16 protein-coding genes are annotated in these 13471 nt (G+C 63.0%); 7 read left to right on the top strand and 9 right to left on the bottom strand.

Annotated features, from left to right (window positions below):
- Positions 1-82: 82 nt before the first annotated feature.
- From EJ066_RS02730 to sppA, 4 genes are all read right to left on the bottom strand, one after another.
- A complete protein-coding gene (locus tag EJ066_RS02730) occupies positions 83-1054 on the bottom strand; it encodes an ornithine cyclodeaminase family protein (RefSeq protein ID WP_126034697.1) in 972 nt (323 codons plus the stop codon).
- Positions 1055-1090: 36 nt separating this feature from the next.
- Positions 1091-1423, bottom strand: coding sequence for a DUF1049 domain-containing protein (locus tag EJ066_RS02725; protein WP_126034696.1), 333 nt, complete (start codon positions 1421-1423; stop codon positions 1091-1093).
- Between the two features lie 81 nt (positions 1424-1504).
- Positions 1505-1789: an integration host factor subunit beta gene (locus tag EJ066_RS02720; protein WP_006200394.1), complete on the bottom strand. Its 285-nt coding sequence runs from the start codon at positions 1787-1789 to the stop codon at positions 1505-1507.
- A gap of 70 nt (positions 1790-1859) precedes the next feature.
- A complete protein-coding gene (gene sppA / locus EJ066_RS02715) occupies positions 1860-2813 on the bottom strand; it encodes a signal peptide peptidase SppA (protein ID WP_126034695.1) in 954 nt (317 codons plus the stop codon).
- Between the two features lie 321 nt (positions 2814-3134).
- Here sppA and lptC point away from each other — a divergent pair, with 321 nt between their 5' ends.
- From lptC to ptsN, 6 genes are all read left to right on the top strand, one after another.
- Complete coding sequence (gene lptC, locus EJ066_RS02710; RefSeq protein WP_126034694.1) at positions 3135-3848, top strand: LPS export ABC transporter periplasmic protein LptC; 714 nt, start codon at positions 3135-3137, stop codon at positions 3846-3848.
- A complete protein-coding gene (locus EJ066_RS02705) occupies positions 3835-4434 on the top strand; it encodes an LptA/OstA family protein (protein ID WP_126034693.1) in 600 nt (199 codons plus the stop codon). The genes lptC and EJ066_RS02705 overlap by 14 nt, the downstream gene beginning before the upstream one ends.
- Positions 4434-5252 carry an LPS export ABC transporter ATP-binding protein gene (gene lptB, locus EJ066_RS02700; RefSeq protein WP_126034692.1) on the top strand — a complete coding sequence of 273 codons (819 nt, stop codon included), beginning with the start codon at positions 4434-4436 and terminating at the stop codon, positions 5250-5252. The genes EJ066_RS02705 and lptB overlap by 1 nt, the downstream gene beginning before the upstream one ends.
- A 199-nt stretch (positions 5253-5451) precedes the next feature.
- Positions 5452-6978, top strand: a complete 1527-nt coding sequence (gene rpoN, locus EJ066_RS02695) for an RNA polymerase factor sigma-54 (RefSeq protein ID WP_126034691.1) — start codon at positions 5452-5454, stop codon at positions 6976-6978.
- Between the two features lie 266 nt (positions 6979-7244).
- Positions 7245-7829 (top strand): ribosome-associated translation inhibitor RaiA, encoded by a 585-nt coding sequence (raiA, locus tag EJ066_RS02690; protein WP_126034690.1) that lies wholly within the window; start codon positions 7245-7247, stop codon positions 7827-7829.
- Between the two features lie 83 nt (positions 7830-7912).
- A complete protein-coding gene (ptsN, locus tag EJ066_RS02685) occupies positions 7913-8377 on the top strand; it encodes a PTS IIA-like nitrogen regulatory protein PtsN (RefSeq protein WP_095488401.1) in 465 nt (154 codons plus the stop codon).
- Between the two features lie 74 nt (positions 8378-8451).
- Here ptsN and EJ066_RS02680 read toward each other — a convergent pair whose 3' ends face one another.
- Together EJ066_RS02680 and EJ066_RS02675 are read right to left on the bottom strand one after the other, a co-directional pair.
- Positions 8452-8709, bottom strand: a complete 258-nt coding sequence (locus EJ066_RS02680) for a DUF1150 family protein (protein WP_126034689.1) — start codon at positions 8707-8709, stop codon at positions 8452-8454.
- Positions 8710-8773: 64 nt separating this feature from the next.
- Positions 8774-9199: an Hsp20 family protein gene (locus tag EJ066_RS02675; protein ID WP_126034688.1), complete on the bottom strand. Its 426-nt coding sequence runs from the start codon at positions 9197-9199 to the stop codon at positions 8774-8776.
- 143 nt (positions 9200-9342) lie between these two features.
- Here EJ066_RS02675 and EJ066_RS02670 point away from each other — a divergent pair, with 143 nt between their 5' ends.
- Positions 9343-10284: a nucleoside hydrolase gene (locus EJ066_RS02670; protein ID WP_126034687.1), complete on the top strand. Its 942-nt coding sequence runs from the start codon at positions 9343-9345 to the stop codon at positions 10282-10284.
- 62 nt (positions 10285-10346) lie between these two features.
- On the opposite strand, the gene EJ066_RS02665 is transcribed toward EJ066_RS02670, so the two are convergent.
- The 3 genes from EJ066_RS02665 to EJ066_RS02655 all read right to left on the bottom strand — a co-directional run bounded on the left by EJ066_RS02665 (position 10347) and on the right by EJ066_RS02655 (position 13455).
- Complete coding sequence (locus tag EJ066_RS02665) at positions 10347-10961, bottom strand: LysE family translocator (RefSeq protein ID WP_126034686.1); 615 nt, start codon at positions 10959-10961, stop codon at positions 10347-10349.
- A 127-nt stretch (positions 10962-11088) separates the two neighbouring features.
- Positions 11089-12537 (bottom strand): amidase, encoded by a 1449-nt coding sequence (locus EJ066_RS02660; protein ID WP_126034685.1) that lies wholly within the window; start codon positions 12535-12537, stop codon positions 11089-11091.
- Positions 12538-12546: 9 nt separating this feature from the next.
- Complete coding sequence (locus EJ066_RS02655; RefSeq protein ID WP_126034684.1) at positions 12547-13455, bottom strand: ribokinase; 909 nt, start codon at positions 13453-13455, stop codon at positions 12547-12549.
- Positions 13456-13471: the final 16 nt, after the last annotated feature.

The raw sequence follows: 13471 nt of genomic DNA, 5'->3' as shown, positions 1-13471 counted from the left end.
GGAAGTAGGGGAGTGAGTGAACAGGGAAAGTACGATTGGCACGAAGCCGCACGATTGGTACGGTCCCTACTCCCCTACTCCCCTACTCCCTACTCTTGAGTGCCTTGTAGACGGCGATGCCGGCGGCGAGGTCCTCCAGGGCCGCGCCGACCGATTTGAACAGCGTGATCTCACCGGGGCTTTGCCGGCCCTTCTTCTGGCCGCGCGCCAGTTCATGCAGATCGGCGACGATGGCTTGCGCCTTCAGCACACCCGAGGCCAGCGGCTGGACGATGTCGCCCGCCTCCTTGGTGGCGCCGGCGCGGGTGTCGACATAGACACGGGCACGCGCAATCGCATCGTCGTCGCTTTCGCGCATGGCCGGCGTGAAGCCGCCGACCAGATCGACATGGGTTCCCGGCTGCAAGAGTGCGCCCTTGATCAGCGGGTTGGCCGTAATGGTTGCCGACGACACGATATCGGCCTGGCCGAGCTCGGCGTCGAGATCGCTCGCGGCGGTGGCCGCAAAACCCTCGGCACGCAATTGCGCCGCAACCTTTTCGGCATTGGCCGGCGTGCGGTTCCAGATGCGGATGGCTTTGATCGGCCGCACCGCCGAATGCGCCTTGGCCAGGAACGGCGACAGCGCGCCGGCGCCGACCACCAGCAGTCGCGAAGCGTCCTCGCGGGCCAGATAGGAAGCGGCCAGCGCCGAGGCGCAGGCCGTGCGCCACTGCGTCAGCCGCTGGCCGTCGATCATGGCTTCGGGCTCGCCGGTGGCGCCGTCGAGCAGGAGGTAAAGTCCCATCACCGCGGGTTTGTCTACGGCGTTGTTGTCGGGCGACACCGTGACGATCTTGACGCCGATATGGCCGCCGGCCGATGTGCCGGCCGCATTGAAGTCGGTCCAGGCCGGCATCAAGAGCAGGGTCGAGGCCGCGCCGTCGGGGCGTTCGACCGTATGGTGGTGCCTGACCGGTTGTACCGCTCCATCGCGAAAAGCCGCGCGCAGCGTCTCGACCAGTCCGGGAAAAGTCAGTGCATGATCGACCTCGGCGGCCGAAATGGTCAGCATGAGAAGCTCCGCAGAGAGAACCGGCGACCCGGCAGTTCAGTTCGTCGGCTTCGGCAGCGCCGGGCCTTGTGGCGCAACCGGAGCGCGGCTGACCGCCTGGCGCAGGTTCTCGGCCTCGACGCCGCGCTGGCGCGCCAGCTTGCGGTAACGGCCCTGCTTGACCCATGTCGCCAGGCTGCCGACGAGCATGCCGATGGCGAGTGCCAGGAACAGGAAGATAAAAAGCGGCAGCGTCATCGTCAGCGCCGGATTGCCAGGGTTGAACGGGTCCAGGGTGAAGGCAACCGGATCGCGGTTGGCGACGGCCAGCGCAATCAGGATAACGGCCAGCGGCACGAAGACCACGATGAGCAAGAAACGATTGAACATGGAATTTCCTGTCGAAAGCGGGCTCTACCGAAGGCCAGCCCTACTGAAAAGGCCGGCACGGCGCATGAGCCCGCGCGGCGCTTATTTGCCGCCGTTCAGCCTTTCACGCAATTCCTTGCCGGTCTTGAAAAACGGCACCCATTTCTCCTCGACCTCGACGGATTCGCCGGTGCGCGGATTGCGGCCGGTGCGGGCGGGGCGGTTTTTCACCGAGAAAGCCCCGAAACCGCGCAGCTCGACTCGGTTGCCTTCGGCAAGCGCGTCGGTGATTTCGTCGAAAATCGCGCCGACAATGTTCTCAACGTCGCGCAGGAAAAGGTGCGGGTTGCGTGTGGCGATGATCTGCACAAGTTCGGACTTGATCATGAGAAGGCTCCCCGTGAAAACACTGTCGTCAAAATTATGAGGATGATTTTATTTGCTTTTTTCACTCGCCTCAAGGGTGCCAGACGGAAACGAGACCGTCAAGAAACAAGCGGTCGGCACCAAGTTCGCGAATGATGTCGCCGCCATAGTCGGGCAGGCCGAGCGCACTGCCGATGGTTTGCGCCATCGCCTTCGAGAACAGCAAGCTGCCGCCTTCCGTATCCTTCCACTCCACCACCTCGAGCTTGGCGTCGACGCCCTTGGTTGCGAGCCAGTCGATCGCTTCGGTCTCGCCGCCGACCGCGTCGATCAATTTGTTGGCGACAGCCTGCCTGCCGGTGAAGATCGAGCCATCGGCCAGCGCCAATGCCTCCGGCTTGGTCATGTTGCGGCGCTCGGCGACGATGCCGACGAACCAGTCGTAGCTGTCGAGGATGAGCTTGCGGACCATGGCGCGTTCGTTGTCATTGGCCGGCTTGAAGGGCGACGGCGCGGCTTTCAGCGGCGAGGATTTCACTTCTTCGAGCTTGATGCCGAGCTTGTCCATAAGGCCGCTGACGTCCGGATACTGGATCAGCACGCCTATCGAGCCGACGATCGATGACTTGCGCGCGACGATATGATCGGCCGCGGTGGCGATCATATAGCCCGCCGATGCGGCCAATGTCCCGACCTCGGCCACCACCGGCTTGTCGGCGGCCAGCTTGCGCACTTCCTCGTAAATCGATTCACCTCCGACGGTGGTGCCGCCCGGTGAATCGATCGACAGGATCACAGCTTTCACCCTCGAGGATTGACGGATGGTTTCCAGCCGTTTGATCAGTTCGTCGTCTTCGGTGATGGTGCCCTCGATCTTGACCTTGGCGATATGGTCGACCGCCGTGCCGGTGAAGTCGTCACCGTAAATCCAGGTCGAAAGGGCAACCAACCCGGCTGCTGCGACAACAAGCGTTGCAACGCGCCAAAATGTCAGCTTGCGGCGCAGGCGGCGGCGGTCGATCAGGTCGTCGGCTCTCAGTGCCATGGTTCAGCCTCATAGTCGGGTGGGAGAGATGCTTTTAAAGCAACCATCCGCGCCCGGCTACCGATTCCTGACGCGCTTGCGCCAAAGACGACGTCTTCAACGTTCGTGGGCCGGCATTTCAGGGGACGTCAAGACCAATCCACAGGCCCTAACGCTGTCCGCCCGCATCTGGTATGATGTACAGGTTGTGCCGGTTTCATTTTCGTTTGTACAACAGCAATCGTCACATTTTTGCGGTTTTCCTCCGCTTGTGCTTGCTTGAGGGCGTCGGCATCCCACCTATAGGGTGCTTGGCGGCAGGGGGTTTAAAAGAAAGCAGTCATGTTAGCGCGACCGATCGAACCGACCAACACCGAGACGGAGTTGGCACCCCCGGCCGTAGGCCCGGCGCGGGCCGATGCCTTCGGCATTGCCCAGCGCCATTCACGCCGTGTCCGTGTCTTGAAGCTGGCGGTGCCGCTGGTCGCTGCCGTGATCGCGGTCGCTTTCCCAGTTTATTCGTATCTCGCTGCGCCTGTCTCGGTCCAGGTCCAGGCCGATGGCAGCGCCTTCGCCAATGGCAAGCTGGTGATGGCCAACCCAAAGCTCAACGGGTTCACCAAGCAGAAACTGCCCTATTCCATGACAGCCTTGCGCGCCCTACAGGACGTGAGCAAGCAAGGCATCATCGATCTGGAGGGCATCGACGCCAAGCTCCCGATCTCTGCCGACAATGTGGCGGCGGTCAATGCCTCGCACGGCATTTACAATCGCGACGGCAACACGATGAGCCTGACCAGCGATGTCACCATAACCACCACCGATGGCTTGGAGGCAAAGTTCAAATCGGTCTTTCTCGACATAGCCAAAGGCACTATGAAGACGGATGACCCGGTCGACGTCAGCCGCGGCGGGTCGCGGATCACCGCAGATTCGATGTCGGTCCAGGACAACGGCAAGATCGTGGTTTTCGAGAACAGAGTGCGCGTCAACATCGACCCCGCCAGCTTGAAAGCGGCAGAGGCAAAGAGCGGAGAATCCCATGCGGCTCAGTAGTTCGATACAGCTCGTAGCCGCGGCTTCGGCCTTGCTGGGCCTGGGGCTGTTCCTGGGGATAGAACCGTCCCTGGCGCAGTCCAACACCACCAGGCAATTGTCTGGCCTCAAACTGTCCGGCGACAAGCCCATCCAGATCGAAAGCGACAAGCTCGAGGTCCGCCAGGCGGACAGCGTCGCCGTGTTCACAGGCAATGTAAGCGTCGTCCAGGGGCCGACCGTGCTCAAGTCCGGCAAGATGACGGTCTATTACGTCAGGGATGCCGGCGCTGCCGCCAAGGGCGCGGAGGCCGCAGGTGCCGCGATGACCGGCTCGGCCGACATCGACCGTCTGGAGGTCGACAACAAGGTCTACATAAAATCGGACGATCAGGTCGCCACCGGCGACCGCGGCAGCTTCGACATGAAGACGGAAGTGCTGGTGCTTTCAGGCAGCAAGGTCGTGCTCTCGCAAGGCGACAATGTGCTGGTCGGCTGCAAGCTCACCGTGCAGATGAAGAGCGGCCTGGCACAGGTCGATCCCTGCGGGGGTGGGCGCGTCATGATGTCGATCACGCCACCGAAGTCGAGAACGGCGAAGCCCTGATGGTCGACGTAGCATCGCTGATGGCGCGTCTTCCAGGACGCGCCGCCAGCAAACTTGCGGCACCGGCCACGGTCACCGTCGATACGGCAAAGTTCAAGGGAACCCTGATCGCGAAGGGCCTGACCAAGAGCTACAAGGGCCGCAAAGTCGTCAGCGGCGTGACGATCGGCGTGCGCGCCGGCGAGGCGGTCGGGCTGCTCGGTCCCAACGGCGCCGGCAAGACGACCTGCTTCTACATGGTCACCGGCCTTGTGCCGGTCGACGAAGGCACAATCGAAATCGATGGCTTCGACGTCACCTCGATGCCGATGTACCGCCGCGCTCGCCTCGGCATCGGCTACCTTCCGCAGGAGGCGTCGATCTTTCGCGGCCTGAGCGTCGAGCAAAACATCCGTGCCGTGCTCGAAGTGGTCGAAAAGAGCCGCAAGGAGCGCGAGCGCAATCTCGACGAACTGCTCGAGGAGTTCCATATCAGCCATCTGCGCAAGGCCCCGTCGCTGTCGCTTTCCGGCGGCGAGCGGCGGCGCCTTGAAATCGCACGCGCACTGGCGACCCGCCCCGCATACATGCTGCTCGACGAGCCTTTCGCCGGCATCGACCCGATCGCCGTCGCCGATATCCAGCAACTTGTGCGCCACCTGACGGCGCGGGGCATCGGCGTGCTCATCACCGATCACAATGTCCGTGAAACGCTCGGACTGATCGACCGCGCCTACATCATCCATGCGGGTCAGGTGCTGACCCATGGCCGGGCCGATGAAATTGTCGCAAACCCGGATGTGCGGCGGCTTTATCTCGGTGAGGGCTTTACACTCTGAAGTTGAGAATTCCTGTTCGAGAGCGATTTTTGGCGCGGGACAGGTCCTTTTCTCCGATTTCTCGTCCGAATAACGCACCGACAGGCGAGTTTTGATCGCCGTCGCCTTGACAAGCAAAAGCCGGGCCAGTTCTTATGCCCGACCGAGGAAAATCTTTCCGGCAGTCTGGATGCGTAGACGGGGCGTTTGAAACCGAACCATGGCATTGGCGGCAAAACTACAGCTACGACAGTCCCAATCGCTGGTGATGACACCTCAGCTGATGCAGTCGATCCGGCTGCTGCAGTTCACCCATATCGAGCTGGAACGCTTCATCGACGACGAGATCGAGCGCAATCCTCTGCTCGAACGCGCCGAGCCGCAGGACGATGCTGCCAGCGACCAGGCGCAGAAGATCGACGCCGCGCCGGACGAGGCCGCCAATGGCGACTGGTTCGAAACGGAAACGGCGTGGAGCGCCGAGGCGATCTCGGAAAAGCTCGATGCTTCGCTGGAAAATCTGTTCCCCGACGATCCCGGCACAGCAGAGCGGCTCGGTCCCGACCTGACGGCTCAGTGGAAATCGGCCTCCGGCAGCGGTTCCATGTCCTCGTCCGACGGCTTCGACGTCGGAGACATGGCGGCTACCGCCATCACGCTGCGCGAGCATGTCGGCGAACAGGTCGCGCTTGCCTTTACCGACCCGGCGGCACGCCTGATCGCCGGCGAACTTGCCGATGGCCTCGACGAGGCTGGCTATATGCGCGCCGACATCGAGGAAATCGCCGCCCGTCTCGGCACCGACAGAGCGGCGGTGACGAATGTGCTCGCGGTCTGCCAGGCATTCGAGCCAGCCGGCATCTTTGCCCGCGACCTCGCCGAATGTCTGTCGCTGCAGCTTGCCGTCCGCGACCGCCTCGATCCGGCAATGAAGGCTTTGATCGCCAATCTCGAGCTCCTGGCGCGGCGCGACTTCCAGACCCTGAAACGGATTTGCGGGGTCGACGAGGAGGATTTGCTCGACATGCTGGCCGAGATACGCGCGCTCGATCCGCGCCCGGGGATGGCGTTTTCGGGCGGCACCAGCGACGCCATCATCGCCGATGTCGAAGTGCGGGCGGCCAATGACGGGAGCTGGGTGGTCGAACTCAACGCCGAAACGCTGCCGCGCGTGCTGGTCGATCATATCTATTTCGCCCAGGTTTCACCGCATGCGAAGAACCAGACGGAAAAGGATTTCCTGGCGGAATGCCTGCAGAACGCCAACTGGCTGACTCGCAGCCTCGACCAGCGGGCGAAGACCATCCTCAAGGTCGCCTCGGAAATCGTGCGCCAGCAGGATGCTTTCCTCGTCCATGGCGTGCGTCACCTGAAGCCGCTCAACCTGCGCATGGTGGCCGACGCCATCGGCATGCACGAATCGACCGTCAGCCGGGTCACCGCGAACAAATACATGCTGACGCCACGCGGCGTGTTCGAACTGCGCTATTTCTTCACCGCCTCGATCGCTTCGTCGGGTGGCGGCGACGCGCATTCGTCGGAAGCCGTGCGCGATCGCATCAAGCAGTTGATCGACGAGGAGAAGCCTGTCGACGTGCTTTCCGACGACGCGATTGTGGACATGTTGCGGGAAAACGGCGTCGATATCGCCAGGCGTACTGTCGCCAAGTACCGGGAGAGCATGAATATTCCGTCGTCGGTGCAGCGACGGCGTGAAAAACGCGCTTTGGCCAGCGCCGGGCGTTGATCCCCGCGGAATTTCCACAGCTTTCGCGCTTCATTGACAAGCCGTAACGAAGTGGCTAGAAGCCCGCCCGCATGAGACGGGCTACTGCCCGCATGCGGATGGTCCGCCACGACGTTGGCCACGGGACGGTCAAAAAGGCGGCTTGTGATCAACCGGAAAGTTCGGATTTAAAATCGGCGCAAGTGACGCCGCAAAGCTTGTGCGCACAGACCACGGGTATAAACTCGGGACAGTTTGAAGCCTGAGCAAGGAAGGTCAGTTTTCAGATGACATTGCGCATATCGGGAAAACACATGGATGTCGGCGATGCGTTCCGTACGCGCATCAACGAACGTGTCGGGGAAGTGATCGGGAAATATTTCGATCGGGGCTTTTCGGGGCAAATCGTAGTCGTCAAATCGGGGTCGCGCTACACGGCCGATTGCATGATCCGGCTGGATTCCGGCGCTTCGTTGCAGGCGACCGGTGAAGCTCAGGACCCGACGCTCGCTTTCGAGGCCGCGTCCGATCGCCTCGAAACCCGCCTTCGGCGCTACAAGCGTCGGCTGAAGTCGCATAATTCAGGCAATGCCAACGGCGAACCCACCGACGTCGCCTATACGGTGATGGCGCCGCTTGCCGATGATGATGAGGACCTGCCGGAGAATTTCGCGCCGGCCATCGTCGCCGAATCAACCTTGACGCTGCGGACCATGTCAGTGGCGTCAGCCGTGATCGAGCTCGATGCCAAGGACAGCCCGGTCCTCGTCTTCCGCAACGCCGGAAACGAGCACCTCAACATCGTCTATCGCCGGCCGGACGGAAATATCGGCTGGATCGACCCGTCTACGACCAAGGTCGCGCAGGGATGACGGCCAAGGCCGCACTGGGATAAGGAACCAGCCGCACGCGAGAGCGAGGGCTGGCGACGGCAGGCGAACAAGGGATTTCAAGTATGGATCTGAGCGATCTTATCAACGTTCCGGCTATCTTGCCGGCGTTGAAGGCGAACTCCAAAAAGCAGCTGCTGCAAATGCTGTCCGAAAGGGCGGCGGCGATTTCCGGCATTCCGGAACGGGAGGTGTTCGACACCATCCTGCAGCGCGAGCGGCTGGGCTCGACCGGTGTCGGCAATGGCATTGCCATCCCGCACGGCAAGCTGGCCGGGGTCAAGCGGATCGCCGGGGTTTTCGCCCGGCTGGAGACGCCTGTCGATTTCGAGGCGCTGGACGACCAGCCGGTCGATCTGGTGTTCCTGCTTTTGGCGCCCGAAGGCGCCGGCGCCGACCACCTCAAGGCGCTGTCGCGCATTGCGCGGGTGCTGCGCGACGCCGACACGGTGGCCAAGATCAGGGGCACCCGCGACGCCGCCGCGATCCACGCGCTTTTATCGGACACGCAGGCCTCGCACGCGGCTTGAGCTTTCTTGATTAAATCCATTGAAGGGCCGCCGTGAGCGGCCCTGTCCGTTTCCAACCAGATCGTGCCGTTCCGTCAGTGAATGGCGACGGTGGTCAGGTCGTTTTCCATGGCGCCGGCCAGCGCCCGGTCACGGGCGTCCGAAAGCAGGATCGGCTGGCCATTGGCGGCAAACAGCGCCCACAGTTCCAGGCCGGGCGCGATTTCGCCGAGGCCCGGGAAACGGCCGCGCAGATCGTCGCTCGACACTTTCCTGAGATAGGCGACCGAGCCTTCGCCGAGATGGGCGAATTCGCCACTGGTCATGATGAGATTTTCGTCAGTTCTGGTCATTTCAAGCCTCCTTGGCGCGAGGACGCCGCTCAAAGGCCGCCCCGCATGAGAGCCATCGGTAAGATCAGTCTTTCACCGATATGTTTATTTTCCGTACCAGCCGTTCGGACTCGGGCCGATCGAGATCGATCGACAAAAGGCCGTTCTTCAGCTCCGCCGCGATCACCCGCATGCCGTCGGCCAGCACGAAACAGCGCTGAAACTGGCGCGCGGCGATGCCGCGATGAAGAAATTCGCGCTCGGTGTCGTCGTTCTGACGACCGCGCACAACCAACTGGTTCTCCTCCGTGGTCACATCGAGATCGTTTTCCGCGAAACCAGCGACAGCGAGGGTGATACGCAACCTTTCGGTCTTGCCGTCGGCACCGTTGAGGCGCTCGATGTTGTAGGGAGGGTAGCTGTCACCCGACTTCGCCAGACGCTCCAAGGTCTTTTCCATGGCGTCGAAGCCCAGGAGAAGCGGGCTGGAAAAAGGCGTCATTCGGCTCATGTTACATTGTCCTCTCAAGAGCGACATAAAGTGGAAAAACCCGGATGGCATTTTTCCCGATGGTCTTGATATGGTCCGCCCCGGGGCCAAGTTCAAGCCGTCAAAAGTCCCGCCCAAAAAGACTCCCCAAACAAGGAATTGAAATGCCCAAATCCCGCAAGATCATCATCGACACGGATCCCGGCCAGGATGATGCCGTCGCCATATTGCTGGCGCTCGGCAGCGCCGAGTTGGAGATCGTCGGCATCACCGCAGTTGCCGGCAATGTGCCGCTGAGGCTCACCGAAAAGAATGCACGCAAGATCTGTGAACTGGCCGGCAGGCCTGACATGAAGGTCTATGCCGGCGCCATCCGGCCGCTGGCGCGCGAACTTGTCACCGCCGAGGAGGTGCATGGCGAGACCGGGCTCAACGGACCGCAATTGCCCGAACCGACAATGAAGCTGCAGGACCAGTACGCGGTCGATTTCATCGTCGAGACGCTGATGAAGGAAGAGAGTGGCACGATCACGCTCTGCGCGCTCGGGCCGCTCACCAACATCGCGCTGGCGCTGATCCGCGAGCCGAAGATCGCGCCGCGCGTCAAGGAAATCGTGCTGATGGGCGGCGGCTTCTTCGAGGGCGGCAATGTCACGCCGACCGCCGAATTCAACATCTATGTCGACCCGCATGCCGCCAATGTCGTGTTCAAATCCGGCATCCCGGTCGTTATGATGCCGCTCGACGTCACCCACAAGGCGCTGACCACGGCCAAGCGCACTCAAGCCTTCCGCAAGCTCGGCACCAGGGTCGGCATGGCCACGGCGGAGATGCTGGAATTCTTCGAGCGCTTCGACGAGGAGAAATACGGCACCGACGGCGGTCCGCTGCACGACCCCTGCGTCATCGCCTATCTGTTGAAGCCGGAGCTGTTCAAGGGCCGCAACTGCAACGTCACCGTGGAAACCGCCTCGGAGCTTACCATGGGCATGACCGTAATCGACTGGTGGGGCGTCACCAAACGGCCGAAGAACGCCACGGTGATGCGCGACATCGATCACGACGCCTTCTTCGCGCTGCTGCTGGAAAGGCTGGGGCGGCTTTGAAAGCTTCCTTCTCCCCGTTCACGGGGAGAAGGTCTCGGCAGGGGGATGAGGGGAGGCGCGCCTCACTTCGCCTTTGAAAACGCCAGCCACAGGCCGCCGCCGATCAGGAAGCTGCCGCTGATCCGCGACAGGAGCTTGACGCGGCCGGCCGACAGCAGGCGCCCGGCGCGGCCGGCGGCGAGCGCGTAGGTCGAATCCGATACGGCGGCGAAGATCATGGCGGTGAGGCCCATGACGCCGATCTGCAGCGCGTGGTTGCCTTCAGGGGCGATGAACTGCGGAAAGAAGGCGCCGAAGAACACCAGCGTCTTCGGATTGCTGATCGCCACCAGCAGCCCTTGCAGGAAAAAGCCGCCATGCGGCTTCTTCGCCGACCCGTCGGCGTTCAGCTTGCCCTTGGAGCGGAACATCTGCACGCCCATCCAGATCAGATAGGCGGCGCCGATCAGTCTGACCCACTCGAACCAGTGGCCCATGCCCGCGATCAGCGAGGTCAAGCCGATGCCGACGATAGCGATCATGATGGCGAGCCCGGCCTGCGTGCCGGCGACGTTGGCGAGGCCGGCGCGAGTGCCATGGCGGATGCTGTTGGCGATGATCAGCGTGACCGTCGGTCCGGGCACCAGGATGATGACGAGGCAGGCGACAAGATAGGTGGCGTATAGCTCCAGCGACATGGCTATCCTCGATAGATGGGTCTTTCCCCGATAGAATGCCGCTTGCGACGCGGCCGGCCGTGATCAATGCATGGCGGTGGCGTTGGCGCAAGCTGGCAGGATATATAGCTGGCAGCCTCGACCCGGCTTAGACCCCGGCCTGCCATGGCAGCGTTGCCTCATAGGCCGCCGCTGCTCTCAGCACGGCCATGTCGCCGCGCGGCCGGCCGATCAACTGCATGCCCATCGACCTGCCCTTGGCGTCGAAGCCCGCCGGCACGTTGATCGCCGGACAGCCGCCCAGCGTGGCGAAGGCGGAAACCTGCATCCAGTGGTGATAGCTGTCCATGGCTCGCCCGGCGACCTCGCTCGGCCAATGCGTGCTGATATCGAACGGAAAGACCTGCGCGGTCGGCAGCGCGACGAGGTCGAAGCGCTCGAACAGCGACAGCAGCGTTTTGTGCCAGGACGAGCGCCTCACCGTGGCGGCGTGGATCTGCGGCGCCGTGAGGCGCAGCGCATGTTCCACCTCCCACACGGCCTCCGGCTTCAGAAGACTGCGCTTCAGGGGATCGTCGTAATGCGCCTTGAGCGCGCAACCGCTGCTCGCCTGGCGCAGCGTCACAAAGGCCCGCCACAGCGCTTCGAAGTCGAAATCCGGCATCAGCGGCTCCGTCACGAAGGATGCGTCCGCCAACCGATCGAGGGCAGCTTCGCAAAGATCAAGAATGCCTGCTTCGAGTGGCAGATGGCCGCCGAGATCGCCGAGCCAGGCGATGCGGCCGCCTGCCGCTGCCGCCTGCAGCCCCTCTGTGAAAGAGCTTTGCTTGTGATGTGAGAGCGGCGCGCGAGGGTCGTAGCCAGCCTGCTCGTCGAGCAGCAGCGCCATGTCGCGCACGCTGCGGCCCATCGGCCCTTCGACGCCCATCTGTGCGTGAAAGACGTCAAGGTCGGGGCCGGCCGGAACAAGTCCCTGAGACGGACGGAAGCCATAGACATTGTTGTAGGCGGCCGGGTTGCGCAGCGAGCCGCCAAAGTCGCTGCCATCGGCGACAGGCACCATGTCGAGCGCAAGTGCTACCGCCGCGCCGCCGCTCGAACCGCCGGCGGTCAAGGCCGGGTCGAACGCGTTGAGCGTCGGACCGAATACGGTGTTGTAGGTGTTGGAGCCAAGCCCGAATTCGGGAACGTTGGTCTTGCCGATGATGATGGCGCCGGCCTTGCGGATGCGCTCGACGAAGAAGTCGTCCTCCTGCGGAACGAAATCGGCGAAGATCGGCGAGCCCAAGCTGGTTCTGAGGCCCTTGGTCTGTGCAAGGTCCTTGATGGCGATCGGCAGGCCGAACAGGGGTCCGGCATCTCCCGCATGCGCCAGATGGGCGTCTGCCTTGTCGGCCTCGCACAAGATGTCGGTACGGTCGCGCAGCGAAACGATGGCGTTGACCAGCGGGTTCACTGCGTCGATCCGGTCGAGGAATGCCGTCACCACCTCGCGCACGGAAAGCCGCCGGTGCCGGATCGCGTCGGCAAGATCCACGGCGGACAGACGGCAGATGTCGCCGGCGGGCGGCACGGCGTGTTTCGTGGCAGGACGCATGGCTCTCACCTAGCTTGCGGATTTTTGTAACGCCGCGTCGACTTCCTTCGCCAGCGGGATCGCCGGCTGGGCGCCGGGCTTCAGGCAGGCGAGCGAACCGGCGGCGGCAGCGCGGGCGAGCGCCTGTTTGAGCGGCAGGCCGGATGACAGCCCGGCGGCGAAATAGCCGCAAAACGTATCGCCGGCGCCGACCGTGTCGACCGGGGTGACTTTCAGCGCCGGAATCGTCAGGAAATCTTCGGGCGTGGCGGCCAGAACGCCGTCACCGCCGAGCGTGACGACGATTGTGCGGCCGGTCTTCCCGGCATAGTCGCGCATCCGCGCCGGGCGATCGCGGCCGCTCAGCGACAGCGCCTCGCCGTAGAGGTCGAATTCGGTTTCGTTGGCGACGACGTAGTCGGCCTTGCCGAGGAAGACTGTCGCCTCGCTGCGGAACGGTGCTGTGTTGAGCACGGTGGCCGCGCCTGCCGTCCGTGCCGCGTCCAGTGCTGCATCGACGGTCTGCAGCGGGATTTCCTGCTGCAGGAGCACGACATCGCCCTTCTTCATAAACGCCTTGGAAAGGTCGCCTGTCACGACCGAATCATTGGCGCCTGGCACCACGGCAATGACGTTCTCGCCGTCGTCGGCGACCATGATCAACGCCGTGCCGGTTGAGGCGAAGGTTTCACCGACCCCGGACAGGTCGATCTTGCCCTCTCTTAACAGGGCCAGCGCGTCCGCCGCGAAGTTGTCCTTGCCGACCGCGCCGACCATGCGCACCTTGGCGCCCGCGCGCGCGGCGGCCAGCGCCTGGTTAGCGCCCTTGCCGCCAGGCGCGGTTGTGAAGCCGGAGCCCCGAACCGTCTCGCCTGGTGCGGGCAAGCGGTCGACACTGGCGATAAGGTCGAGGTTGATCGAGCCGATGACGATGATCAAGGAATGCCTCCTGCTG

This window comes from Mesorhizobium sp. M9A.F.Ca.ET.002.03.1.2, from assembly GCF_003952365.1.
Taxonomy (GTDB): domain Bacteria; phylum Pseudomonadota; class Alphaproteobacteria; order Rhizobiales; family Rhizobiaceae; genus Mesorhizobium.
Note: the sequence above shows the minus strand (reverse complement) of the source record. Positions and strands in the feature narration are given on the sequence as shown.

What these genes read in the sequence shown, in the direction of transcription:
- EJ066_RS02675 (WP_126034688.1), bottom strand. Translation starts at nt 9,199, where the DNA reads ATGAGCCGAATGACGCCTTTTTCCAGCCCGCTTCTCCTGGGCTTCGAC.
- ptsN (WP_095488401.1), top strand. Translation starts at nt 7,913, where the DNA reads ATGGATCTGAGCGATCTTATCAACGTTCCGGCTATCTTGCCGGCGTTG.
- sppA (WP_126034695.1), bottom strand. Translation starts at nt 2,813, where the DNA reads ATGGCACTGAGAGCCGACGACCTGATCGACCGCCGCCGCCTGCGCCGC.
- lptB (WP_126034692.1), top strand. Translation starts at nt 4,434, where the DNA reads ATGGTCGACGTAGCATCGCTGATGGCGCGTCTTCCAGGACGCGCCGCC.
- lptC (WP_126034694.1), top strand. Translation starts at nt 3,135, where the DNA reads ATGTTAGCGCGACCGATCGAACCGACCAACACCGAGACGGAGTTGGCA.
- EJ066_RS02670 (WP_126034687.1), top strand. Translation starts at nt 9,343, where the DNA reads ATGCCCAAATCCCGCAAGATCATCATCGACACGGATCCCGGCCAGGAT.
- raiA (WP_126034690.1), top strand. Translation starts at nt 7,245, where the DNA reads ATGACATTGCGCATATCGGGAAAACACATGGATGTCGGCGATGCGTTC.
- EJ066_RS02660 (WP_126034685.1), bottom strand. Translation starts at nt 12,537, where the DNA reads ATGCGTCCTGCCACGAAACACGCCGTGCCGCCCGCCGGCGACATCTGC.
- EJ066_RS02680 (WP_126034689.1), bottom strand. Translation starts at nt 8,709, where the DNA reads ATGACCAGAACTGACGAAAATCTCATCATGACCAGTGGCGAATTCGCC.
- rpoN (WP_126034691.1), top strand. Translation starts at nt 5,452, where the DNA reads ATGGCATTGGCGGCAAAACTACAGCTACGACAGTCCCAATCGCTGGTG.
- EJ066_RS02720 (WP_006200394.1), bottom strand. Translation starts at nt 1,789, where the DNA reads ATGATCAAGTCCGAACTTGTGCAGATCATCGCCACACGCAACCCGCAC.
- EJ066_RS02705 (WP_126034693.1), top strand. Translation starts at nt 3,835, where the DNA reads ATGCGGCTCAGTAGTTCGATACAGCTCGTAGCCGCGGCTTCGGCCTTG.
- EJ066_RS02665 (WP_126034686.1), bottom strand. Translation starts at nt 10,961, where the DNA reads ATGTCGCTGGAGCTATACGCCACCTATCTTGTCGCCTGCCTCGTCATC.
- EJ066_RS02725 (WP_126034696.1), bottom strand. Translation starts at nt 1,423, where the DNA reads ATGTTCAATCGTTTCTTGCTCATCGTGGTCTTCGTGCCGCTGGCCGTT.
- EJ066_RS02730 (WP_126034697.1), bottom strand. Translation starts at nt 1,054, where the DNA reads ATGCTGACCATTTCGGCCGCCGAGGTCGATCATGCACTGACTTTTCCC.